This is a genomic window from Pandoraea communis (assembly GCF_902459745.1).
GTDB lineage: Bacteria > Pseudomonadota > Gammaproteobacteria > Burkholderiales > Burkholderiaceae > Pandoraea > Pandoraea communis.
The window spans coordinates 1-24,163 of sequence record NZ_CABPSJ010000004.1; the positions used below are offsets into that span (position 1 = coordinate 1).

General features: G+C 62.3%; 21 protein-coding genes. 17 read left to right on the top strand and 4 right to left on the bottom strand.

All coding sequences use genetic code 11. The annotated features are described in order from the left end of the window. Positions 1–2: 2 nt before the first annotated feature. On the bottom strand, positions 3–158 hold the full coding sequence (locus PCO31110_RS25690; RefSeq protein WP_174979578.1) for a hypothetical protein: 156 nt from the start codon (positions 156–158) through the stop codon (positions 3–5). Between the two features lie 52 nt (positions 159–210). On the opposite strand from PCO31110_RS25690, the gene PCO31110_RS14650 reads away from it, so the two are divergent. Beyond that, positions 211–1,053, top strand: coding sequence for a DUF3047 domain-containing protein (locus PCO31110_RS14650; protein ID WP_174979580.1), 843 nt, complete (start codon positions 211–213; stop codon positions 1,051–1,053). Between the two features lie 90 nt (positions 1,054–1,143). On the opposite strand, the gene PCO31110_RS14655 is transcribed toward PCO31110_RS14650, so the two are convergent. Further along, positions 1,144–2,340 carry a M20 aminoacylase family protein gene (locus PCO31110_RS14655; protein ID WP_150690758.1) on the bottom strand — a complete coding sequence of 399 codons (1,197 nt, stop codon included), beginning with the start codon at positions 2,338–2,340 and terminating at the stop codon, positions 1,144–1,146. A 214-nt stretch (positions 2,341–2,554) separates the two neighbouring features. Here PCO31110_RS14655 and PCO31110_RS14660 point away from each other — a divergent pair, with 214 nt between their 5' ends. Together PCO31110_RS14660 and PCO31110_RS14665 are read left to right on the top strand one after the other, a co-directional pair. Then, positions 2,555–4,630 carry a molybdopterin-containing oxidoreductase family protein gene (locus tag PCO31110_RS14660; protein WP_150690759.1) on the top strand — a complete coding sequence of 692 codons (2,076 nt, stop codon included), beginning with the start codon at positions 2,555–2,557 and terminating at the stop codon, positions 4,628–4,630. A gap of 118 nt (positions 4,631–4,748) precedes the next feature. Beyond that, positions 4,749–5,813 (top strand): aminopeptidase, encoded by a 1,065-nt coding sequence (locus tag PCO31110_RS14665; RefSeq protein WP_246189852.1) that lies wholly within the window; start codon positions 4,749–4,751, stop codon positions 5,811–5,813. A gap of 92 nt (positions 5,814–5,905) precedes the next feature. Here the strand turns inward: PCO31110_RS14665 and PCO31110_RS14670 are convergent, their stop codons facing one another. Both PCO31110_RS14670 and PCO31110_RS14675 read right to left on the bottom strand, forming a co-directional pair. Next, complete coding sequence (locus PCO31110_RS14670) at positions 5,906–6,385, bottom strand: MarR family winged helix-turn-helix transcriptional regulator (protein WP_010806921.1); 480 nt, start codon at positions 6,383–6,385, stop codon at positions 5,906–5,908. Positions 6,386–6,560: 175 nt separating this feature from the next. After that, entirely contained in the window at positions 6,561–7,748 is a 1,188-nt protein-coding gene (locus PCO31110_RS14675) for a porin (RefSeq protein ID WP_150690760.1), read from the bottom strand. Between the two features lie 318 nt (positions 7,749–8,066). Between PCO31110_RS14675 and coq7 the strand changes: the two genes are divergently transcribed. From coq7 to PCO31110_RS14745, 14 genes are all read left to right on the top strand, one after another. Further along, on the top strand, positions 8,067–8,714 hold the full coding sequence (gene coq7 / locus PCO31110_RS14680) for a 2-polyprenyl-3-methyl-6-methoxy-1,4-benzoquinone monooxygenase (RefSeq protein ID WP_150690761.1): 648 nt from the start codon (positions 8,067–8,069) through the stop codon (positions 8,712–8,714). Between the two features lie 421 nt (positions 8,715–9,135). Next, positions 9,136–9,564 (top strand): division/cell wall cluster transcriptional repressor MraZ, encoded by a 429-nt coding sequence (gene mraZ, locus PCO31110_RS14685; protein ID WP_010806918.1) that lies wholly within the window; start codon positions 9,136–9,138, stop codon positions 9,562–9,564. Between the two features lie 22 nt (positions 9,565–9,586). Continuing rightward, positions 9,587–10,540, top strand: coding sequence for a 16S rRNA (cytosine(1402)-N(4))-methyltransferase RsmH (rsmH, locus tag PCO31110_RS14690; RefSeq protein WP_036664352.1), 954 nt, complete (start codon positions 9,587–9,589; stop codon positions 10,538–10,540). Continuing rightward, the gene (gene ftsL / locus PCO31110_RS14695) at positions 10,537–10,881 is read left to right on the top strand and encodes a cell division protein FtsL (RefSeq protein ID WP_010806916.1); all 345 of its coding nucleotides are present in this window, start codon (positions 10,537–10,539) and stop codon (positions 10,879–10,881) included. Before rsmH ends, ftsL begins: the two co-directional genes overlap by 4 nt. Further along, a complete protein-coding gene (locus PCO31110_RS14700; RefSeq protein ID WP_150690762.1) occupies positions 10,878–12,653 on the top strand; it encodes a peptidoglycan D,D-transpeptidase FtsI family protein in 1,776 nt (591 codons plus the stop codon). Before ftsL ends, PCO31110_RS14700 begins: the two co-directional genes overlap by 4 nt. Positions 12,654–12,685: 32 nt before the next feature. Then, the gene (locus tag PCO31110_RS14705; protein ID WP_150691028.1) at positions 12,686–14,224 is read left to right on the top strand and encodes a UDP-N-acetylmuramoyl-L-alanyl-D-glutamate--2,6-diaminopimelate ligase; all 1,539 of its coding nucleotides are present in this window, start codon (positions 12,686–12,688) and stop codon (positions 14,222–14,224) included. After that, positions 14,221–15,627 carry a UDP-N-acetylmuramoyl-tripeptide--D-alanyl-D-alanine ligase gene (locus PCO31110_RS14710; protein WP_150690763.1) on the top strand — a complete coding sequence of 469 codons (1,407 nt, stop codon included), beginning with the start codon at positions 14,221–14,223 and terminating at the stop codon, positions 15,625–15,627. The genes PCO31110_RS14705 and PCO31110_RS14710 overlap by 4 nt, the downstream gene beginning before the upstream one ends. 15 nt (positions 15,628–15,642) lie before the next feature. Beyond that, positions 15,643–16,812 carry a phospho-N-acetylmuramoyl-pentapeptide-transferase gene (gene mraY, locus PCO31110_RS14715; protein WP_010806912.1) on the top strand — a complete coding sequence of 390 codons (1,170 nt, stop codon included), beginning with the start codon at positions 15,643–15,645 and terminating at the stop codon, positions 16,810–16,812. Positions 16,813–16,974: 162 nt separating this feature from the next. Next, positions 16,975–18,501, top strand: a complete 1,527-nt coding sequence (gene murD, locus PCO31110_RS14720) for a UDP-N-acetylmuramoyl-L-alanine--D-glutamate ligase (RefSeq protein ID WP_010806911.1) — start codon at positions 16,975–16,977, stop codon at positions 18,499–18,501. Beyond that, on the top strand, positions 18,498–19,766 hold the full coding sequence (gene ftsW, locus PCO31110_RS14725) for a putative lipid II flippase FtsW (protein WP_010806910.1): 1,269 nt from the start codon (positions 18,498–18,500) through the stop codon (positions 19,764–19,766). Before murD ends, ftsW begins: the two co-directional genes overlap by 4 nt. Then, positions 19,763–20,866 carry an undecaprenyldiphospho-muramoylpentapeptide beta-N-acetylglucosaminyltransferase gene (gene murG, locus PCO31110_RS14730; protein WP_010806909.1) on the top strand — a complete coding sequence of 368 codons (1,104 nt, stop codon included), beginning with the start codon at positions 19,763–19,765 and terminating at the stop codon, positions 20,864–20,866. Before ftsW ends, murG begins: the two co-directional genes overlap by 4 nt. A 1-nt stretch (position 20,867) precedes the next feature. Then, positions 20,868–22,277 carry a UDP-N-acetylmuramate--L-alanine ligase gene (murC, locus tag PCO31110_RS14735; RefSeq protein ID WP_010806908.1) on the top strand — a complete coding sequence of 470 codons (1,410 nt, stop codon included), beginning with the start codon at positions 20,868–20,870 and terminating at the stop codon, positions 22,275–22,277. Between the two features lies 1 nt (position 22,278). Further along, entirely contained in the window at positions 22,279–23,262 is a 984-nt protein-coding gene (locus PCO31110_RS14740; protein WP_150690764.1) for a D-alanine--D-alanine ligase, read from the top strand. A 56-nt stretch (positions 23,263–23,318) separates the two neighbouring features. Next, positions 23,319–24,155 (top strand): cell division protein FtsQ/DivIB, encoded by an 837-nt coding sequence (locus tag PCO31110_RS14745; protein WP_010806906.1) that lies wholly within the window; start codon positions 23,319–23,321, stop codon positions 24,153–24,155. Positions 24,156–24,163: the final 8 nt, after the last annotated feature.

Genomic DNA, 24,163 nt, shown 5'->3' on the forward strand with positions numbered 1-24,163 from the left:
GCTCACACTTGGCCTGTTTTGGCGGCTGCCTCTCGCTTCTCTCTCGCTTCCTCCATCCTCGCTTTTTTCATCCCGGCAAGGGATTTATGCGCATCATTCGAAGCTGTCGGTGTTGCACCATCGTCATGACGTGAAATTACAGATAGATCGATATTCATTTCTCGCTTAGCATTTGGCCACGGGGTTAGTGAAGTTCGTGGAGTGAAACAGGTGGTGAATCAAGATCGGGGCAAGTGCCATGCAAAGTGGCGTGCAGGTGCGGCGTATGTCGGTGCCGCTGTCGTTATCTGGGGAATTGGTGGGTGTGCCTCACCCGGACCGTCTTCGACGCAGGTTTCGACAATAGCTGTGCCGGGACAGCGAGACGAAATTGCCCCCCTTTCGGCCGCAGTAAATTCGGATGGCCTGCCTCCGCATTGGGAGACTTATTTTGTCACCCGCAAAAAGCGGCTCACCAACTACGAACAGACCACCGATGACGACGGAATTGCCGTAATCCGAGCGACTGTTGACGGATCCGCGTCTGGAATCGCTCAGAAACTGGATGTACCGGTGTACCCCGGTGCCAAGTTAACGTGGCGCTGGCGTGCCGACAGCATGCCGATCAGCGCCGACATTCGCACGAAGCGATTCGATGATGCACCTGTACGCATCGCGCTCGCATTCGATGGCGATCCGGCAAAGCTCACCGTACAAGATCATATGCATCGCGAGCTAGCCAGGCTGGTGAGTGGCAGGGAATTGCCGTTCGCCACGCTGATGTATACCTGGGGTGACGATAAATTCGCTACAGATGAGGTCGTCGAAAATCCTTATACCGGCCGTATCCGCTCTGTCGTTGTCGAACGCGGAGAAGCCAATCTTGGGAAGTGGCGGACGTATTCTCGCGACGTCGCCAAGGATTATGAGAAAGCGTTTGGCGAGCCTCCGGGGCGTCTGATTGGCATTGCCATCATGAGCGATGGCGACAATACGCAATCGAAATTCACCGCCTGGTACGGTGACATCCACTTGGAGACGGACCGCGTCCCCACGACTACCGCCGCGAAATAGCGGACTTCTCGCGACATCAAAAACAAAAAAGCCGGCAAATTCTATTTGCCGGCCTTTTTGTTGCGACCCGGAAGACTAGATCACGACAGCTTATTGATCCCGCCCAAAATACATTTCAACCAGCTTCACCCAGTAGGTGCCGCCAAGCGGGAGCAGATCGTCGTTGAAGTCGTAGCTGGCGTTGTGCAGATTGCACGGTCCGAGGCCATGTCCCGTGTCTCGGTGCGTGCCGTCGCCGTTGCCGATGAACGCATACGCGCCAGGCTTCTCGAGGAGCATGAACGAAAAATCCTCCGCGCCCATCGTCGGCTCGACCTTGTCGTTGACGTTCGCGTCGCCGACCACTTCGCGCATGACATCCGCACACAGTGCGGCCATGGTTGGCTCGTTGATCGTCGGCGGATAGTTGCGCTGGAATTCGATCTCCGCCGAGCAGCCAAGTCCTTTCGCGACGAACTCGGAAATCTCGCGCAGGCGCGTTTCAATAAGATCCAGCACTTCAATCGAGAACGTGCGAATCGTACCGCCCAACCATGCCAGATCGGGCACCACATTGGTCGCATCACCAGCGTGGATCTGGGTAATGGACAGCACCGCAGCGTCGATCGGGCGCTTATTTCGGGTAATGATGCTCTGCAGGGCCTGAGCGACCTGAACGGCGGCGATGACCGGGTCGATCCCCGCATTTGGAATGCCGGCGTGGGTACCCTTGCCGCGAATCGTGATCTTGAATTCGTTGCTTGAGGCCATCATCGGCCCCGGCGTTACGGCGAACGTGCCTGTCGGCACCCCCGGCCAGTTGTGCATGCCGAACACGGCCTGCATGGGAAAGCGCTCAAACAGCCCGTCCTTGATCATCTCGCGAGCACCGCCGCCACCTTCCTCGGCCGGTTGGAAAATCAGATATACGGTGCCGTCGAAATGGCGATGCTTCTGAAGATATTGCGCTGCGGCGAGCAGCATGGCCGTATGGCCATCATGACCGCACGCGTGCATCTTGCCGTCATGTTTTGACGCGTGTTCGAACGTATTGGCTTCGTGAATCGGCAGGGCATCCATATCGGCGCGCAGACCGATCGCGCGGTCGCTGCTGCCATTCTTGATGATGCCGACGAGCCCGGTTTTACCGAGTCCACGGTGGATGGGGATACCCCATTGGGTCAACGTCTCTGCGACGACGTCGGACGTGCGCTTTTCCTCGAAACAAAGTTCGGGGTGCGCGTGAATGTCACGTCGGATGGTCTGGATTTCGCCGCGAGCGGCGTCGATTTCTGGAATGAGCTTCATGACGGGGGATTCCTGCAGGGCGCAATGACTCATCTTACCCCTAATGGCCAGGTCTGGCATCTTGGCAGAAATGCCCGAGCGTGATCTCGGATACGTCTGGAAGATGCCGTGAATGCCCGTGTGGCGGGGGCGAGGCGCAAATGAACGTAATACAATATCGCCAGCGTCCCACCATTGCTTGACGCAGCCATTCGGTAGAGAGAGGAGTAGATTCATGACGACCAATACCCATGTCGTTCGGGCTGCATGTCCGCATGACTGTCCCGATACATGCGCATTGCACGTAACCGTGGAAAATGGCGTCGCGATCAAGGTCCAGGGGGACCCGGACCATCCCACCACCAATGGCGTCTTGTGCACGAAAGTTTCGCGTTACACCGAGCGAACCTATCATCCGGATCGCTTGTTGCACCCGCTCAAACGTGTTGGCCCGAAAGGTAGCGGACAGTTCGTGCGAGTCAGCTGGGACGAAGCCCTCGACGAGATTGCCTGCAGGTTGAGAGCCATTGCCGCGCGCGACCCCGAAGCCATTCTGCCGTACAGCTATGCGGGCACGATGGGATTCGTTCAGGGCGAATCGATGGCCGCGCGCTTCTTCAACAAACTGGGCGCGTCCGATCTCGATCGCACGATCTGTGCGAGTGCGGGGGCTGCGGGTCTGCGATACACATACGGTGCCGGCGTCGGTATGCATGTCGAGCACTTCGTCGACAGCAAGCTGATTCTTATCTGGGGCAGCAACCCGATTACGTCGAGCGTCCATTTCTGGGCGATTGCACAGGAAGCGAAGCGGCGCGGCGCGAAGCTGATTGCCATCGATCCCTATCGCTCGCTTACCGCCGAGAAGTGTCATCAGCATATTGCATTGCTGCCAGGCACGGATGCCGCGTTGGCGTTGGGTATGATGCATGTCCTGATCGCCGAGGATCTGGTCGATCACGAATACATTGCGCGGCATACGGTCGGTTACGCCGAACTCAAGGATCGCGTGAGCCGCTATACGCCGGCTCGCGTCGCGGAAATCTGTGGCATTAGCGAAGAGACGATCACGACGTTGGCGCGAGAGTATGCGAGCGCGAAGCCCGCAGCGATCCGGCTGAACTACGGTATGCAGCGTGCCAAAGGCGGCGGTCAGGCGACGCGCGCGGTCGCGTGTCTTCCTGCATTGACTGGCGCCTGGCGAGATCCGGCGGGCGGGATGCTGATGTCGACATCCGGCTATGCACCCGTCGATGCGGTGGCGCAAGCACGTCCTGATCTGCGGCCACGGCAGGACAAGCCCACGCGTGTGGTGAACATGAGTGCAATCGGCGACGCGCTTTGCCACCAGGGCGACGAGTTGTTCGGTCCGAAGATCGAGGCGCTGGTGGTCTACAACAGCAACCCTGTTGCCGTGGCTCCCGAGTCGGGCAAGGTGGCGGCCGGGTTCGGCCGCGAGGATCTCTTCACGGTGGTGTTGGAACACTTCCAGACCGATACCGCAGACCACGCAGACTTTGTGCTGCCGGCAACGACGCAGCTCGAGCATCTGGATATTCACAAAGCGTACGGACATACCTATCTGCTGGCGAACAATCCGGCGATTGCGCCGCTCGGCGAGGCCAAACCCAACTCGGAGATATTCCGTCTGTTGGCCAAGCGCATGGGGTGGCAGGACGCATGCTTCTCCGACACCGACGATCAACTTGCGGAACAGTCGATCCGTTGGCGCGATGCCCGTATGGCAAACAGCGACTGGGAAACCCTCAAGCGCGATGGGTGGATTCGCTACGACCTTCCCGAAGCGCCGTTTGCAAACGGACAGTTCTATACCCCATCGGGGAAATGCGAGTTCTATTCCGAGCGTATGTTGCAGGAAGGCTTTGATCCATTGCCGGACTGGGTGCCGCCATACGAGTCTGTCGCCAGTAACCCCGAGCTTGCGGCGCGCTATCCGTTGGCAATGATCTCTCCGCCAGCTCGTAATTTCCTGAATTCGAGCTTCGTGAACGTTGATAGCCTGCGGGCATCGGTCGGCGAGCCAACACTGGATATCCATCCGTCGGATGCCGCCGCGCGTGGCATTGCGGACGGCATGGGGGTACGAATTTTCAACGATCGAGGTACGTTGAACGCGAGGGCCCGCGTTACGGAGAAAGCACGTGAGGGCGTCGTCGTCGGGCTGTCCATCTGGTGGAAAAAGCTCGCACCGGACGGTAAAAATGCCAACGAAGTCACGAGCCAGCAACTCACTGATCTTGGCCGGGCACCGACGTTCTACGACTGCCTGGTCGACGTCGCACCGATATAAGCGCGGTCGATTTCAGGCTAACGCCGAGGAGCCCACGATGCCGACCTTGTTTGCGATGGTTACGACGTTTTGCCGTTGCCGGTTGCAGACGCTTGCGGTGATGGTGCTGGGATGCGGCTTGCTGTTCGGTCTCGGCGGATGTAGTCAGGTCGGCTATTACGCGCAATCGATCAACGGGCATTTCACGGTATTGCACGAGGCGCAGCCCGTGTCCGATCTGCTTGCGGACCCATCGATCGATCCGCGGTTGCGTTCGCGGCTAATCGAAGCGGAGCAAATTCGTAGTTATGCGGTATCGGCGCTCGGCGAGCCGGATAACGGTAGCTATCGCAGCTATGCCGACCTGAAGCGTCCGTTCGTCGTCTACAACGTCTTCGCTGCCCCCTCGCTGTCGCTGAAGCTACGAGAGTCGTGCCTGTTGGTTGTTGGATGCGTCGAGTATCGCGGTTACTACTCCCGTGAATCCGCCGAGGCTTACGCGGCCGAGTTGCATAGGGATGGGTGGGAGACGTTCGTTGCAGGAATCCCGGCTTATTCGACGTTGGGGTATTTCGACGATCCGCTGCTGAACACTTTCATCTATCTACCGCGAGCGGAAGTCGCGCGCATGATCTTCCACGAACTCGCCCATCAGATTTTGTTTGCTCGAGGGGACACCGCGTTCAACGAGTCTTTTGCCGTGACAGTGGAAACCGTGGGCGTCCAGCGCTGGCTTGCCGCACATCCCGATGCCGCGATGGAGTATGAGCGATATGACGCGCACCGGCGTCAGTTTCGAAAACTGGTGGACAGCTATCGAAAACGTCTGGAAGCGCTCTATGCCGGCCCGGAGACGGATGCCGAGAAAACGGCCGGCAAAGAGGTCATATTCACCCGCATGCGTGCCGACTATGAGGCATTGAAAACGTCCTTGGGAGGATACAAAGGCTTCGATCTCTGGTTTGCCGCCGATTTGAACAACGCCAAAATCGGGTCCTTCGCGACATACAACCAATGGGTGCCGGCATTCATGGCGCTGCTTGCGCAAGTGCATGGCGATTTGCCCAAGTTCTACGCTGCCGTCAAAACCATGTCGAAACGGCCAGAACCCGAGCGTAACGAGGCGCTCGCCGCCTTGGACAGAACCTATGAAGCGGCTACGGCGCGAGCCTCGCTGGACACTCCGATGCAGGCGGGGCGATAAGCCAACTGCAACGTCCACCAGGCTTTCCTGTCAGATAGCGCGGTCAAGCGCGCGACACGCCGCGTCAAATTGAAAGCGGTGATTCTCGTGCGTTACCCGATCACCGACTTCAAGTCTCCCAACAGCAGGTAAAGCTGGTGTTGCCGGTCTTCCGGAAGCTGTCCCAAGCGCTGCTCGATCCATGTTTCATGCGCGCGAGCCATATTGGAGAAGGCTTTCTTGCCGCGTGGGGTGAGTTTGATCAGGAAGGCGCGCCGGTCGTTGACGACCGTCTCACGCGTCACCCAGCCTTCTTTCTCCAACTGATCGGTGATTCCTGTGACATTCCCGCCAGTGACCATCATCCGCTTGCTTAACTCGCCCATCTTCAACCCCTCGGGGTGGCGGTCGAGTTGCGCGAGCAAGTCGAAGCGCGGCAGCGTGCAATCGAATTCCTGGCGCAAGCGCGAACGGATATCCGTCTCGATCATGTTGGTGCAGGTGAGCAACCGCAACCAGAGGCGCAGTGCATCGTGCTCACGATCGCGGGCTCGCGTTTCCAGATCGAGAGAGTCGGAGTCGGCGAGGCTCATGGTCGGAGGAGTGAAATTTACAGTATGGAAATTTTAGGTTTGAAATAAACGCTCGGTCAAGCTGGGGACGTTACGAGGTCGCGTAACATGCCTGCAAATCGGAGATTGGGACAAAAAAAGGGCACCCGAAGGTGCCCTTTCGTCAAACAAAGCCTAAGTGACAGAAACTGTCAGCTTAGAACTTGTGACGGATACCAGCCGTAACGGCGAACTGGTTCGAGCTTTGCGAGTAGCCCAGACCGCTCAGCGATGCACCGCCAGGAGCGTCGTCGTTGGCGTGTTGCCACAGACCAACCAGGTACAGGTCCGTGCGCTTCGACAGGAAGTAGTCGGTGCCCAGGTTGACTTGGTGGTACTTCGGCGACGTGCCGTTCTTGGTGCCAACCGTACCGTTGATCGTCGTCCAAGTGTACGCGTACGATGCGCCCACTTGCAGCGCCGGGGTCAGCATGTACTTGGCGCTCAGTTCTGCATTGTCGAACTTCCAGCTGCCGCCGCCGACGTACTGGTACACGCTGTGCGAGTACACCAGACCGACCGTTGCCGGACCGAAGGCGTACGAACCGCCTGCCGATGCGATCCATGCCTTGTCGTTGGCACCACCAGCCGTCATCGGCGTGTTGGTGTCGTTGACAGTAGCGGGCGCCGGCAGGTTGTTGTTCATCAGCGAGCCGGAGTTGTTGCTACCAGCCGAGTTGATGTACAGGAAGCCAGCACCCAATGCCACCGGGCCGTTAGCGTAGCCAGCACCAACCGAATATGCGCGGTTGTTGCCGAAGCCCGTACCGGCGGTACCATTGTTGGCCGAGTTCGAGAAGCTGTACAACGCGCCAGCGCTGAAGCCACCGTAGTTGATCGTCGTGTACTTGACAGCGTTGTTCACGCGGAACGAGTTGTTCAAGTTGTCGTTATCGAACGGGTGAGCGCCCGCCGACGTGGCCCACTGGCTGCCGACAGCGAACGGACCAACGAAGTCGACCACGGAGTCGTACTGACGACCGATGGTGAACGTACCAGCCGTCGTGCTGCTCAGACCAACGTAGGCTTGACGACCGAACATACGGCCGTTTTGGCCCAGCGTGCCGTTGCCCAGGTTGAAGCCGTTTTCCAACACGAAGATCGCCTTCAGACCACCACCGAGGTCTTCAGCGCCCTTCAGGCCCCAACGCGAACCTTGCAGGTTGCCGTTGGCGAACTGGAAGTTCTTGGAGGCGTTGGTAGCCGTGCCAGCGATGTTGCCGCCAGTCTTGCTGGTGTAGTTCAGGCCAGCGTCGATGATACCGTACAGGGTCACGCTGCTTTGAGCGTGAGCAGCGCCTGCGAATGCGCCGAGCACACCCAGAGCGAGAAGCGACTTTTTCATTGAGTGATCTCCAAAGGATTGTGAGATTTGTTTAACAAGGTCACTAGTGATAACGTCCTTGCTAATCAACTTCGCGAGAAGTTGGACGTAATGTAACAAATTCAATGTGGGCGGCAAAGGAAAAGGCCGGTTTTACGCGGGTTTGCGGCCCCCTTTGTTTCGTTTACGCAACAGCCCGGAAACCAGCGTCCGGCGGGGATTTCGTGCGTTTGTGCCCGCGCAAGGCACGCCGGATAAAGGGGCGTATCATCGGCAGCGGACGCGAATGAACTGTCCTTTATTCCGCATTGTGAAATATCGAGGTAAGTTGAAAGTACGATGTTCTCCGACAGCCTGATCTCCGAACTTGACCGCGGCCTGCGAGCGATCGCCGGCGTCACCCGGGCCTCGCGCCCGACGCCCGTAATGGCATCTGCTTCAAATGGTGATGCCCTGGTCGGCGACGATGCGTTAACGCCGCAGGAGCGTCGGCACGTGGCGGGCCTCATGCGCGTGAATCATGTCGGTGAAGTTTGCGCGCAGGCGCTATATCAGGCGCAGAAGCTGGCGACGACGCGCCCGGAGCTGCGGGCCGCCTTCGAGCATGCGGGTAAGGAAGAAGAGGATCACCTCGCATGGACGGCTCACCGTCTCTCGGAACTGGGTTCGCGCCCCAGTCTGCTCAACCCGCTTTGGTACGCCGGTGCATTTGCCATCGGTTTTGTCGCCGGCAAGTGCGGGGACAAGGTCAGTCTGGGTTTCGTGTCAGAGACGGAGCGTCAGGTGGAGCATCATCTGGAGAGCCACCTGGACGACCTGCCCCCGCACGATCTGCGCTCGAGAGCCATCGTGGACCAGATGCGAATCGACGAAATCGAACACGGCCAAGCCGCACGCGACGCTGGCGGTATCGAACTGCCGGTGCCGGTGCAGCGTGTGATGCGTGCTGCCGCCAAGGTCATGACGACGACCGCCTACTATATATAGAACGTCTGCAACGCCCTCCCCGAACGACCCCCCACGTACCGATCGATCTTCCTCTGCGAGACGCGTGCCGGCCGGTGATCGCCCGGCTTTGTCACGGCGTGAGCGCGCACTACCGGGTATCGATAGCGCTGACGGGCCTCCCGCGAGGCGATACCCAAAGTTTGAGGTTCCACTTTCACTATCGCAGTTATGTCTTTAATTTTTCTGACAAAATTCCGTTTTCTTGCTTTAGGAAAGTGAGCTAAGTCATTGTTCTGCCTAACAAATTCGCTCCTAAAAAAGGGCGAAAGGCTTGACCGGCCAAACACTCTCCTCTAAAGTGGGAAATAGTGTGAGAAAGTGTATTTTTGTGTGGTGTAGGGCACAAAATCTTTCTCTTTCGGTATAGCGGGCAGGCGGACGAAACCTCACGGGAGCGCACGTGTTTCAGGGAGCCTCGGCACTTTCACTCGATGCGAAGGGACGGATGTCAATTCCGGCCCGGCATCGTGACGTGCTGCAGGGCGACGCTGAAGGCAAGGTGACCATCACCAAGCACCCAGACGGATGTCTGTTGCTGTTTCCGCGTCCCGAATGGGAAATCTTCCGCGGCAAGATCGCCGCACTGCCGATGGACGCGCACTGGTGGCGACGCATCTTCCTGGGCAACGCAGCCGACGTCGAGATGGATTCGGCGGGCCGTGTCCTGGTGGCGCCCGAGTTGCGTGCGGCTGCGGGCATGGATAAGGAAGTCATGCTGCTGGGCATGGGCAGTCACTTTGAACTCTGGGATGCCGCGACGTATGCCGCCAAGGAACAGGCGGCGATGGCGCAGGGCATGCCGGAAGCGCTGAAAAACTTCACTTTTTGACAGATCAGGTGGTCCGACGAGCATGGCGCACGCGGTGGAAACGGTAATGCAGCACCGCACGGTCCTGCTCGAGGAGGCCGTGGATGCCTTGCTGTGGCGCGACGACGGCGTATACGTCGACGGCACGTTCGGCAGAGGCGGGCACAGTCGCAGGATTCTCGAGCGACTGGGTCCCAGGGGGAGGCTGATCGCATTCGACAAGGATCCCCAAGCGATCGCGGAGGCGGCAAAAATTGCCGATCCGCGATTTTCGATTGAGCACGAGAGCTTCGCGACATTGCGCGAGGCGCTGGCCCGGCGCGGCATCGACAAGGTGTCGGGGGTATTGCTGGACCTGGGCGTGTCGTCGCCGCAGTTTGACGACCCCGCGCGCGGATTCAGTTTTCGTTTCGACGGCCCGCTCGATATGCGCATGGATCCCACGCGCGGTGAGTCGGCCGCCGACTGGCTGGCCCGGGCAACGCTGGAAGAAATGACGGAGGTCATCAAGGACTATGGGGAAGAACGGTTTGCTTTTCAGATTGCAAAGGCGCTTGTTGCTCGCCGGGCAAACGCCGAACACCTCGGTCCACTCGTCAGCACTCGCGAGCTTGCCGCGATCGTGGCGGGCGCCGTCAAGACCCGTGAGAAGGGCAAGGATCCGGCAACACGCACCTTTCAGGCTCTACGGATTCACGTCAATCAAGAGCTTGCGGACTTGCAGATAGCACTCGACGTGGCGGCCGATGTCCTCGAAACGGGAGGCAGACTCGTGGCGATCAGCTTTCATTCACTGGAAGACCGCATCGTGAAGCGCTTCATGCAAGCGCGCACCAGTGCGCCGGTGGTGGATCGCCGCGTGCCTTTGCGCGCCCATGAAATTCCCGAGCCGCCCTTCAAATCCAGCCGCAAGATCAAGCCGTCCGCCGAAGAGGTGGAGGCGAACCCGCGTGCGCGCTCGGCGATCATGCGGGTCATGGAGCGGGTGGCAACATGAGCCGGCTCAACGTGCTTCTGCTCGCGCTGCTCATTGGCTGCGCGTTGTCGCTGATCAATGCCCAGTACCGGGCGCGCGGGACGTTCGTCGAACTCAATCGCGAGCAGGCGCTCGAGCATCAACTGTTGCAGGACTGGGATCGTCTCCAGTACGAGCAGAGCGCGCAGAGCAAGAGTGCCCGTATCGAAAGCGTGGCCCGCAGCGACCTGAAGATGCAGGCCGTCTCGCCGGGCCGCACGCAATATCTGTCCGCGCCGGCCGGTAGCACCGGCGCGATGGTGGATGTGCCGGTGCCGAGCGCGAGCGCCGCGTCTGCCCCAGCGAGCGGAGGCAAGCGATGATTCGCCGCAAAGACGCCAAGGCCAAAACCAAGGATGTGCAGTTCTCTGCCAGCCCGGTGCTGTCCGTGCGTCTGCCGATGTGGCGCTCGAAGATGCTCGTCTTCGTGATCTTCGGCGCGTTTGCGTCGCTGGTCGCGCGTGCCTTCTGGATTCAGGGGCCGGGCAACGCTTTCTATCAACGTCAGGGCGAGAGCCGTTACGAACGCACACTGGAGATGTCCGCCACGCGCGGCAAAGTGTTCGACCGTAACGGACAAGTGCTTGCCACCAGTCTGCCCGTCAAGGCGATCTGGGCCATCCCCGAGGACGTGCCCGACGACGTCTCGGCGCAGCAGGTCCGCCAACTCGCGCGTCTGCTCGAAATGGGGGAGCCGGATTTGCGCCGCAAGCTCAATCAGGAAAAGAGCTTCGTCTACGTGAAGCGTCAGGTGTCACCGGACGTGGCCAAGCAGGTTGCCGATCTGGACATCCCCGGCATATACCAGCGCAAGGAGTACAAGCGCTTCTATCCGGAAGGCGAGATCGCCGCGCACGTGGTGGGTTTCACGAACGTCGAGGATATCGGGCAGGAAGGCGTCGAGCTGTCGATGCAGAAGGATCTGGCGGCAACCCCCGGTAGCCGCCGCGTGATCAAGGATCGCCTGGGGCGCGTTGTCGAAGACATCGACATCCTGGCGCAGCCGCGTGACGGCCGCGACATTACGCTCTCGATCGACAGCAAGATCCAGTTCCTCGCTTACAGCGAACTGAAGGACGCCATCGAGCGTACCGGCGCGAAAGCCGGCAGCGCCGTGGTGCTCGACGTTCGCACGGGCGAGGTGCTCGCGCTCGCAAACCTACCGACGTATAACCCCAACAACCGCACGAATCTCACGGGCGCGCAGCTGCGCAACCGAGTCATCACCGACACGTTCGAGCCGGGTTCGATCATGAAGCCGATCACCATTGCGGCTGCCATCGAGAACGGCTATGTGAAGCCGACGTCGACGGTGATGACCACCGGCCGGGCCAACTTCTTCGGTGCGACGATCACGGATACGCGCGACTATGGTCTGCTCACCGTGCAGGGCGTCATCCAGCACTCGAGCAACATCGGCACGGCCAAGATCGCGCTGCAGATGAAGTCGCAGGAAATGTGGGACATGTTCACGAGCGTCGGCCTCGGTCAGGCGCCGAAAATCGGTTTCCCCGGCGCCGTGGCCGGGCGTTTGCGTCCGGCCAAGAGCTGGCGTCCGATCGAGCAGGCGACGATGGGCTACGGCTATGGGCTGTCGGCCTCGCTGATTCAGCTTGCCCGCGCCTACACGGTGTTCGCGCACGACGGCGAACTGCTGCCGATCTCCATCTACAAGACGGATGGCGGTGTCGTGAAGGGCACGCCGGTCATCTCGCCGGCGACGGCCCGCGAAGTGCGCAAGATGCTGGAAATGGTGACCTCGCCCGGCGGCACCGCCACGCGTGCCCAGGTGGTCGGCTATCGCGTGGGCGGCAAGACCGGCACGGCCTATAAGCAATCGGGCAAGGGATACGACAAGAGCAAGTACCGCGCGTCGTTCGTCGGCATGGCGCCGATGTCCGAGCCGCGCATCATCGTGGCCGTCACGCTCGATGAGCCGGACCGCGGTTCGCACTTCGGCGGCGTGGCCGCCGGTCCGGCGTTTGCCGCGATTGTGGGCGGTACGTTGCGTGCGTTGAATGTGGTGCCGGATTCGCCGGTGACGAAGCTCGTTGTGAGCGACAAGGTGGAGGAGAGCGAGCCATGGGCACCGTGACCCCGACGCCTCAGAACCCCGTCACGCTCGCCATGATCGCGGACGCCACCGAGCGCGCGACGCTCGCGCAGGCATGGGATTGGCTGCGCCGCACGGTGCCGGCCGGCGCAACGCTACACGCGGATAGCCGCCGTGTGACGCCGGGCGACGTGTTCGTTGCGTACGCCGTGAAGGGGGCGGACAGCCGTGGTTTCATTGCCGATGCGGTCGAGCGGGGCGCCGCCGCCGTGCTGTGGCAGAGCGATGGTTTTGTCTGGCCGGCGTCGCAGGCCGGTGTGGCAAACGTGCCGGAATTCGGTGTGCCGCGACTCGACTGGCTCGCCGGTCCGTTGGCGGCGCTGTGGTACGGCGAGCCGAGCGCCGGTATGACGATGCTGGGCGTGACCGGGACGAACGGCAAAACGTCGTGCAGCCAGTGGCTCGCGCAACTGCTGTCGAAGACGGGCACCCGCAGCGCCGTGATCGGCACGCTGGGCAGTGGCTTCCCCGGGCATCTGACGGTGACGGGGTTCACTACGCCGGACGCCGTCCAGTTGCAACGCAGCCTCGACGACCTGCGCGCCCAGGGGGCGAAGGCGGTCGCGATGGAAGTGTCGTCGCATGGCCTCTATCAAGGTCGCGTCAACGGCGTGGCATTCGACGTTGCCGTCTTCACCAATCTGACGCAAGACCACCTCGATTACCACGGCACGATGGCCGAATATGAAGCGGCCAAGACGCGCCTGTTCGACTGGCCGACCCTGAAGGCCGCCGTCATCAACCGGGACGATGCGATGGGGCAACGCCTGCTCGCGCGTCTGGCGGGGAAGACCCCGGTATACGAATATGGCGTGCACGGCGATGCGGTGTCCGCGCACGGTAACCGAGTGTTGCGCGCCGAAGATATTCGCGCGACGACGGCGGGCACGCGCTTCACGCTGCATATCGACGATCACAGCCAGCAGATCACGGTGCCGCTCATCGGCGAGTTCAATGTGAGCAACGCGCTTGCCGTGCTGGGCGCCGCGCTGGCTGCCGGTGTGCCGCAAGACGCGGCCATTGCCGGACTGGCGACGCTCACTCCCGTGTCCGGCCGTATGGAGCAGATCGGACAACCGGGACAGCCGTTGGTCGTCATCGACTATGCGCACACACCCGATGCGCTCGACAAGACGCTCGAAGCGCTGCGTCCGGTGGCGACAGCGCGCGGCGGCAAGCTCGTCTGCGTGTTCGGTTGCGGTGGCGATCGCGACGCGGGTAAGCGTCCGCAAATGGGCGCCGTGGCCGAACGTCTGGCAGACGCCATCGTGCTCACGAGCGACAATCCCCGCACCGAAGTGCCGGCCGACATCATGGCGCAGATCGCCGCAGGGCTTGCGCACCCTGGCGCCGCAAGGCACATCGAAGACCGGGCGAGCGCGATTCTGCAAGCCGTGCGCAGTGCGCAGGCCGCCGATGTGGTGCTCGTTGCGGGCAAGGGACACGAAAGTACACAGGAAATCATGGGTAAGAAGCGGCCGTTCTCCGATCAGGAGCATGCGCGTCTGGCACTCGCTGCGCGTGCCACCACTGTGCGCGGAGGTGGCGAATGACGATGTGGCAACTGAGCGACGCCCAAGCCGCCGTCACCGATTCGCGCGTGATGGGGGCACCGTCGACCGCCTTCATGCGCATCGTGACCGACAGCCGTTCGGTGCAGCCGGGCGATCTCTTCGTGGCGATCAAGGGCGAGCGGTTCGACGCGCACGACTTCCTGACCGACGTGGCGCGCGCAGGTGCTGCCGCTGTGGTCGCGTCGCGCGTGCCGGAAGGGTTCGAAGTGCCGGCACTGATCGTGCCGGATACGCGTATTGCGCTGGGTGAGCTGGCTGCCGCGTGGCGCCGCCGCTTTGCGATTCCCGTGGTGGCCGTGACGGGCAGCAACGGCAAGACCACGGTCAAGGAAATGATCTCGGCGATCTTCGCCGAGGCGGTGGGGGCGGAGGCGCGTCTCGCGACCGCCGGCAACCTCAACAACGACATCGGTTTGCCGCTTACGCTGTTCCGTCTGATGGACGGCCACAAGCTCGCGGTGCTCGAGCTGGGCATGAATCACCCCGGCGAGACGGCGTATCTCGCGAAGATCGCGCAGCCGACGGTTGCCGTCATCAATAACGCGCAGCGCGAGCATCAGGAGTTCATGGTGAGCGTGGCCGCCGTTGCGAAAGAGCATTCGGCCGTGCTGGCGGCGCTGCCCGCCGACGGCGCGGCAGTGTTCCCGGCCGAGAGCGAATTTGCGCCGATGTGGCGCGAGATCGCGGGCACGCGCCGTGTGCTCGACTTCGCGCTCGACACGCGCGCCGCGGTATCGGGACGTTATGACGTGGCCACACGTGTGCTGCGTGTGGCGTCGCCGGCCGGCGACTTCTCGGTCGCGTTGCCGCTGCTCGGCGAGCACAACGCGCGCAACGCTTTGGCCGCCATTGCGTGTGCCGTGGGCGCACATGTCGATATTGGTTCGATCGTGCGGGCACTCGAAGCGTTTTCCGCCGTCAAAGGCCGTCTTCAGGTGTCAACGCTCTCGAAGGGACCGCTCGCCGGTGTCACCCTGATCGATGACACCTATAATGCGAACCCCGATTCCGTTCGGGCCGCTATCGACGTATTGGCTCAAACGCCGGCGCCGCGTGTTCTGGTGCTGGGCGACATGGGCGAAGTTGGCGGCAACGGACCGGCGTTTCATCGCGAAGTGGGCGAATACGCCGCGCAGCGCGGTGTCGACCGCTTGCTGGCGATCGGGGAGCAGACGCAAGCCAGCGTTGCCGCTTTCGGCGACGGCGGCGAGCATTTTCCAGACGTGACCGATGTCGCCCCCCTCGTGGCCGAGTTGAAAGCCACGTTGAGTGCGCCGGCCACGATATTGGTGAAAGGAAGCCGCTTCATGCGGATGGAGCGCGTGCTCGAGCAGTTGCGCGCGACGAGTGAAGGCGGGGGCGTCGACGCCCCGGCCAAGTGATAAAGGATTGATGGAATGCTGCTGACGTTGGCGCAATGGCTGCAAGCGGATGCGAGCTATTTGCGCGTGTTCAACTACCTGACGTTTCGGGCCGTGATGGCAAGCCTCACGGCGCTGGTGATCGGGCTCTCGTTCGGGCCGATGGTCATCCGCAAGCTCGCCGAATTGAAGGTGGGTCAGGCCGTGCGTACCGACGGCCCGCAGACTCACCTTGTGAAGTCGGGAACGCCCACGATGGGCGGCGTGCTGATTCTCATCGGCATTACCGTCGCCACGTTGCTTTGGGCGGATTTGAGCAACCGTTTCATCTGGATCGTGCTGACCGTCACGCTGGGTTTCGGCATCATCGGCTGGATCGACGACTATCGGAAGGTGGTCTACAAAGACCCGCGCGGCATGTCGTCGCGCGAGAAGTATTTCTGGCAATCGATCATCGGCCTGTTCGCGGCGATCTATCTGGCGTTCTCGGTGTCGGAGACGAGCAACCTGAAAGTGATCGAGTTGTTCATCAGTTGGGTGCGCAACGGTTTCCCGCTCGATTTGCCGCCGAAGGCCGACTTCATCGTGCCGTTCTTCAAGACGATGAGCTACCCGCTGGGCGTGTTCGGCTTCATCGCGTTGACCTACTTTGTCATCGTCGGCTCGTCCAACGCCGTTAACCTCACGGACGGTCTCGACGGCCTGGTCATCATGCCCGTCGTGCTGGTCGGCGCGGCGCTGGGCGTGTTCGCTTACGTGATGGGCAACGTTGTCTACTCGAAGTACCTGCTGTTTCCCCATATTCCGGGCGCGGGCGAGTTGCTCGTGTTCTGTTCGGCAATGTCGGGCGCGGGGCTGGCGTTCCTATGGTTCAACACACACCCGGCACAAGTGTTCATGGGCGATGTCGGCGCGTTGGCGCTGGGCGGCGCGCTCGGCACGGTGGCGGTGATCGTGCGCCAGGAAGTCGTGCTCTTCGTGATGGGCGGTGTGTTCGTCGCGGAGACGCTGTCGGTGATGTTGCAAGTGACGTGGTTCAAGTACACCAAGCGACGCTTCGGCGAAGGGCGGCGGATCTTCAAGATGGCGCCGCTGCATCACCACTTTGAATTGTCGGGATGGAAGGAAACGCAGGTGGTGGTCCGCTTCTGGATCATCACGCTGATGCTGGTGCTGATCGGCCTGTCGACGCTGAAGCTGCGCTGACAGGACGAAAGAAGACGAGCGAGCGGCGTCGCGCACGGGAGAAGCCGCCTTCTCGCAGCGCAGCACTAAAGGAAGGGCCGCTCGCGCCGATAGCGGAATATCGGTGTCGTTGAAGCGATGCATTCGTAGGTTGTTTGAATCGATAAAAAGGGAAAGAGCGACGTGTTCGGCGAGAAGTTTGGTGAATCCTGGCAACCGCGTGTCCTGATCCTGGGTCTGGGAGAGTCCGGCCTGGCGATGGCGCGTTGGTGCGCGCGTTACGGCTGCCGCGTTCGCGCAGCCGATACGCGCTTTGCGTCGTCGGAGACACCGCCGAACGTTGTGACGTTGCGCGTCGACGCGCCGCAGGCCGAGTTCATCGGTGGCGCGTTTGCCGGGCAAGTCGATGCATTGCTCGACGATATCGAACTGATCGGTATCAGCCCCGGTCTTTCGCCGAACGCACCCGATGTCGCGGCCCTGCTGGCCGAAGCGGCCGAGCGCGGCGTTCCCGTGTGGGGCGAGATCGAATTCTTCGCGCAGGCGTTGCGTCACATGCAGGCGACCAGCGGCTACGCCCCCAAGGTGCTGGCCATTACCGGCACGAACGGCAAGACCACGACCACGAGTCTGACCGGGCTGCTGTGCCGTCGTGCCGGAAAGCGGACTGCCGTGGCGGGCAACATCAGTCCGACGGCGCTCGACCGTCTGACCGAGTGCATTGCCGACGCCACGCTGCCCGACGTCTGGGTACTCGAACTCTCCAGCTTCCAGCTCGAGACGACGTATTCGCTCGCGCCCGATGCGGCCGCGATTCTCAATATCACGCAAGACCATCTCGACTGGCACGGCGGCATGGACGCCTACGCGGCGGCCAAGGCGCGCATTTTCGGTGAGCAGACCGTACGCGTGCTCAACCGCGAGGATGCGCGCGTCATGGCGTTTGCCGCGCCCGAGGCCAATGTCGTGACCTTCGGTACGAACAAGCCCGAGGCCGTTGGCGACTTCGGTCTGGAGATGGAAGGCGGCATGTGGTGGCTCGTCGAGGGCATCACGCGCGACGAGGCGCCGCCCGCACCGAAGCGCCGCAAGGCGGGGGCCGTGGAAGCGGCGGTCGAGGTGTATGGCAAGCGTCTCATGCCTGCCGATGCGCTTCGCATCCGCGGTCAGCACAACGCTGCAAACGCGCTGGCGGCGCTCGCGCTCACCCGCGCCATCGATCTGCCGATGGCCAAACTTCTGCATGGCCTGCGCGAATATCCGGGCGAGCCGCATCGCGTGCAACTCATCGGCACGCTCAACGAAGTCGAGTATTACGACGATAGCAAGGGCACCAACGTTGGCGCGACCGTCGCGGCCATCACGGGCTTGCAGAAGACGCTGCTCCTGATCCTGGGCGGCGAGGGCAAGGGGCAGGACTTCTCGCCGCTGGCCAATCCCGTGGCGCATCACGCGCGCGCCGTGCTGCTGATCGGCCGCGACGCGCCGCTGCTGCGCGAAGCCCTGACCGATACGGGCGTCGAGCTGATCGATGCCCCGACGCTCGAAGACGCGACGAGAGAAGCCGCCAAGCTGGCCCAGCCGGGCGATGCGGTGCTGCTCTCGCCCGCTTGCGCGAGCCTCGACATGTTCCGCAACTACGAGCATCGCGCGCAGGTGTTTCGCGACACCGTGGTTGATCTGGCCGCCGACGCGGGGGTGATGCTATGAACCGTATCAAGTCGTTCTTCAGCAAGAAGCGTCAGGCGGGCTTTGCCGGTGCCGGCACGGCTACCGCGCCGGGCGCCGCGACCCAGGCAGCGAGCCGCACGCTCGGCAGCATCAAGCCGACGCGCTCGCGCATGCTCGAGTACGACCACGCCCTCATGTGGGTGGTGATCTCGTTGCTGTCGCTGGGGCTGGTGATGGTGTATTCGGCGTCGGTCGCGTTGCCGGACTCGCCGAAATATAGCGGCTATTCGACGTATCACTTCCTGGGCCGTCACATCGTGTCGCTCACGATGGGGCTGACTGCGGCGGCGATCACGTTCCGTATTCCGGTCAAGACGCTCGACAAGCTCGCGCCCAAGGTCTTCCTGCTGGCGCTGCTGCTGCTGGTGATCGTGCTGATCCCGCACGTGGGCAAGGGCGTGAACGGCTCGAAGCGCTGGATTCCGTTCGGCGTGCTCAACCTCCAGCCGTCGGAAATCATGAAGCTTGCCGTCACGCTTTACGCCGCGAACTACACCGTACGCAAGCAGGAATTCATGCAGAGCTTCGGCAAGGGCTTCCTGCCGATGGGTATCGCCGTGGTGTTCGTCGGCATGTTGCTGCTGCTCGAGCCGGACATGGGGGCGTTCATGGTGGTCGCGGCCATCGCGATGGGCATTCTGTTCCTCGGTGGCGTGAACGGCCGTCTGTTCGGCGGGCTGGCGCTCACGGCTGTCGGCACGTTTGCCATGCTGATCTGGTTGTCGCCATGGCGTCGCGAGCGGATCTTCGCGTATCTCGATCCGTGGCGCGAAGACTATGCGCTCGGCAAGGCTTATCAGCTCACACACTCGCTCATCGCGTTCGGACGCGGCGAATGGACCGGCGTGGGGCTGGGCGGCAGCATCGAAAAACTGCACTACCTGCCGGAAGCACACACCGACTTCATCCTCGCGGTGATCGGCGAAGAGTTCGGCTTCCTGGGGGTGCTGGTCGTCATTCTGCTCTTCTACTGGCTGGTGCGCCGCGCGTTCGAGATCGGCCGTCAGGCGCTGGCGCTCGAGCGCACGTTCGCAGGGTTGCTCGCGAAGGGCGTAGGTGTGTGGCTCGGTGCACAGACCTTCATCAACATGGGCGTGAATCTGGGCCTGCTGCCGACCAAGGGGCTGACGTTGCCGCTGGTCAGCTACGGCGGCTCGGGCATCTTGCTCAACTGTGTGGCCGTGGCGATTCTGCTGCGGGTGGACTACGAGAACCGCGTATTGATGCGGGGAGGAAAAGTATGACCGAGCGCGCTACCGCGATGCCGGCACCGGAAACGAAGACACGCACGCTGCTGGTGATGGCCGGCGGCACGGGCGGTCACGTCTTCCCGGGGCTCGCGGTTGCCAACTTCCTGCGTGTGCAGGGGTGGCGCGTGGTCTGGCTCGGCAATCCGAACGGCATGGAAGCGACGCTGGTGCCCAAGTACGACATTCCGATGGCGTTCGTGACGTTCGGCGGCCTGCGGGGCAAGGGGCTCATGACCAAGCTGCTGCTGCCGCTCAACTTGCTGCGCGCGTTCTGGCAGAGCATTGGCGCGATTCGTCGCGCCAAGCCGAATGTGGTGCTCGGAATGGGCGGCTACATCACGTTCCCGGCGGGCATGATGGCGTCGCTGCTGGGGCGTCCGCTTGTGCTGCATGAGCAGAACTCGGTGGCGGGGATGGCGAACAAGGTGCTCGCACGCGTGGCCGACAAGGTGCTGCTCGCGTTCCCCGACACCATCGAGGGCGGCGAATGGGTTGGCAATCCGATTCGTGCCGACTTCGACGAGATGGCACCGCCGGCCGAGCGTTACAACGCGCGCACCGGGCCGCTGCAGATTCTGGTGGTGGGCGGCAGCCTGGGCGCGACTGTGCTCAACGAGATCGTGCCGAAGGCGCTGGCGAAGCTGCCGCGCGAAGATCGTCCGCGGGTCACGCATCAGGCGGGCGTCAAACATATTCAGACGCTGCAGGCGAACTACGCCGCAGCGGGGGTGACGGTCGACGCGGTGCCGTTCATCGACAACATGGTCGAGGCCTACGCGGCGGCGGATCTGGTGATCTGCCGGGCGGGAGCGATGACGGTGGCCGAAGTGGCCGCGGCTGGCGTGGCGGCGCTCTTCGTGCCGTTCCCGCACGCGGTAGACGACCATCAGACAACGAATGCGCGTTTCCTCGCCGACAAGGGCGCGGCAACGCTGATCGATCAGCGAGAGCTGTCGGTCGAGGCCCTGGCCGAGTGGCTGCGCCGTCAGACGCGCGAATCGCTGCTCGCGATGGGAGAGAAAGCCAGGGCGCTCGCCAAGCCGGACGCCACCGAACAAGTGGCGCGCGTGTGCGCGGCTCTGGCCAAGGATTGAAATGAAACACATCGTCAAACACATTCACTTCGTCGGCATTGGCGGCTCGGGCATGAGCGGCATTGCCGAGGTGTTGCTCAACCTGGGGTATCAGGTGAGCGGCTCCGATCTCGGCGACAACGCGGTGACCCAGCGCCTCGCGGGCCTCGGCGCGCGTATCGCTCGCGGCCACGCGGCCGAGCATATCGAAGGCGCGGACGCGATCGTCGTATCCACCGCCATCACGGCTGACAACCCGGAAGTGCTGGCGGGCCGCGCCCGTCAGATTCCCATCGTGCCGCGCGCGCTGATGCTCGCGGAACTCATGCGTCTGAAGCAGGGCATCGCCATCGCCGGCACGCACGGCAAGACGACCACAACGAGCCTCGTGGCGAGCGTGCTTGCCCAGGGCGGGCTGGACCCGACGTTCGTGATCGGCGGCCGCCTGAACAGCGCCGGGGCGAACGCCAAGCTCGGCACCGGCGACTTCATCGTGGTCGAGGCCGACGAGTCGGACGCCTCGTTCCTGAATCTGAATCCGGTCATCGAAGTCATCACCAACATCGATGCGGATCATATGGATACCTACGGGCACGACTTCGCCCGTCTGAAACAGTCGTTCGTGGCCTTCACGCAGCGCCTGCCGTTCTACGGTATTGCCGTGCTGTGTGTGGACGACCCGAACGTGCGCGAGATCCTGCCGTTCGTCTCGAAGCCGATCGTGCGTTATGGCCTGTCGGAGGACGCACAGGTGCGTGCCATCGACGTGCGTGCCGACGCCGGGCAAATGCGTTTCACCGTGCTGCGCCAGTTCGGCGCCGGTGCCGCACCGCTCGACATCACGCTGAATCTGCCGGGCGAGCACAACGTGCGCAACGCGCTGGCGGCGATTGCCATTGCCACCGAACTCGAAGTGCCCGACGCCGCGATCCAGCAAGCGCTGGCCGAATTCAACGGGGTTGGCCGACGCTTCCAGCGCTACGGCGAAATCGAGCTGCCGAAGGCAAGCGGCGGCGGCACGTTCACATTGATCGACGACTACGGGCATCACCCGGTCGAGATGGCCGCAACGCTGGCTGCCGCGCGTGGTGCGTTCCCCGGACGCCGCATCGTGCTGGCCTTCCAGCCACACCGTTACACGCGTACGCGAGATTGCTTCGAGGATTTCGTGAAGGTGTTGTCCGATGCCGATGCCGTGGTGCTCGGCGAAGTGTATTCGGCGGGCGAGGCGCCCATCGTGGCGGCTGACGGCCGCGCGCTGGCGCGCGCATTGCGCGTGGCGGGCAAGGTCGAACCGGTTTTTGTGGAAGACGTTGCGCAATTGCCCGACGCCATTTTGCAGGTCGCTCGTGCGGGCGACATCGTGATCACCATGGGTGCCGGCTCCATCGGCGCGGTGCCCGGCAAGTTGCAAGTTCAGCAAGGAGTTTGACGTGAGTGCTTTCGATCCGAAACGTTTCGGCAAGGTTGGCGTCCTGATGGGTGGGCGCTCGGCTGAGCGTCAGATCTCGCTGATTTCGGGCAATGGTGTGCTCGAAGCCCTGCGCTCGCGTGGCGTGGATGCGCATGCTTTCGACACCGGCCTGCATGACCTTGCCGCATTGGCCGCGCAGAAGTTCGATCGCGTGTTCATCGCACTGCATGGCCGCTACGGCGAAGACGGTACGCTCCAGGGCGCACTGGAACATCTGGGTATTCCTTACACCGGCAGTGGCGTGTTGGCCTCCGCACTGGCGATGGACAAGGAAATGACCAAGCGTGTGTGGATCAACGAGGGGCTGCCAACGCCGCGCTTCGTGATGCTCAGCGCCGACAGCGACTTCGATGCTGTGGCGAACGATCTCGGCCTGCCGCTGATCGTCAAGCCGTCGCGCGAAGGCTCGACCATCGGGCTGACGAAGGTCACCGAAGCGTCGCAGATGAAGGCCGCGTACGAGAAGGCCGCCGCGCTCGACCCGGACGTACTCGCCGAGGAGTTCATCGACGGCGACGAACTGACCGTGCCGGTGCTCGGCGTCGGCACGAAGGGGGCTGCCGCCGCGCGTGCCCTGCCGGTGATCCGCATCGTGGCGCCGGAAGCGAACTACGACTACCAGAACAAGTACTTCAAGGACGACACGCGCTACGAATGCCCGCCGCCGCTGTCGGTGTCCTTGCAGGAGGAAGTGCAGCGCCTCGTGTTGCGCGCCTACCTCGTGCTGGGCTGCCGTGGGTGGGCTCGCGCGGATGTGATGCTTCGCAAGCGCGACAACAAGCCGTTCCTGTTGGAGATCAATACGTCGCCGGGCATGACCGGTCACTCGCTGGTGCCGATCTCGGCGCGGGCGGCGGGCCTGTCGTACGAAGACCTGGTGGTCGAAATTCTGGCAACTGCGACGCTCGATCTGCATCCGAACGCGCAGTGGAAGCCAGAGTGAGCCGAGTCAAACCTTGAACGCGTTGAAGAACGCCCTGATACGGAAAGCAAATCGCCATGTGGCACAACGTACGCCTGCTCAACGCCATCGCGAGTGCGCTCGTCGCGCTCGTCGTGCTGGCGGCGCTCGCGGCGGGCGGCCATTGGCTGATTCAGCGGCCGATCTTCACGCTCAAGGCGATCCAGATCGATGGGGACGTGTCGCACATCAATGGACCGACCTTGCGCGCAAATGCGGTGTCGCGTCTGAAGGGCAACTTCTTCACGATCGATCTGGACGCGACGCGTGCAGCGTTCGAGGCGGTGCCCTGGGTGCGTCATGCGAGTGTGCGGCGTGTCTGGCCGAATCAACTGGCCATCACAATCGAGGAATACAAGCCGTTGGCCACCTGGAACGACGGCCGTCTGGTGAGTGCGGACGGCGAGTTGTTCGCAGCGAATCTGGCGGAAGCCGAGGACGAGGGCAAGTTGCCCGAGTTTGCGGGGCCGCCGGGCAGCGAGAAAGATGTGACGGCGCGGTACTACGACTTCGTGAAGTGGTTCGCGCCGCTGAATATGAAACCCGAAGCGGTCACGCTGTCGAATCGTTACGCATGGGGCGTGCGGCTCGCAGGGGGCGTGCAACTGGCGCTGGGACGGGAGCGTACGCCCGAAACCCTCGCCACGCGCAGCCGGCGTTTCGTACAAGCGTATCCGCAGGTTGCGGCGCGCTGGGGAAATCAGATCGAGTATGCCGATCTGCGGTACCCGAACGGTTTTGCGGTGCGGGCCGCGGGTATGCGTTTTTTGAGCGAGGAACAAGCCAAGAAGCTAGCCGCGACACCTGCGCAAAATCGGGATTCGCGAAAGCCGGCAGTTGCGCAACCTGCCGCACGGCAGAAGCGAAGCCAGTGAGACTTCAG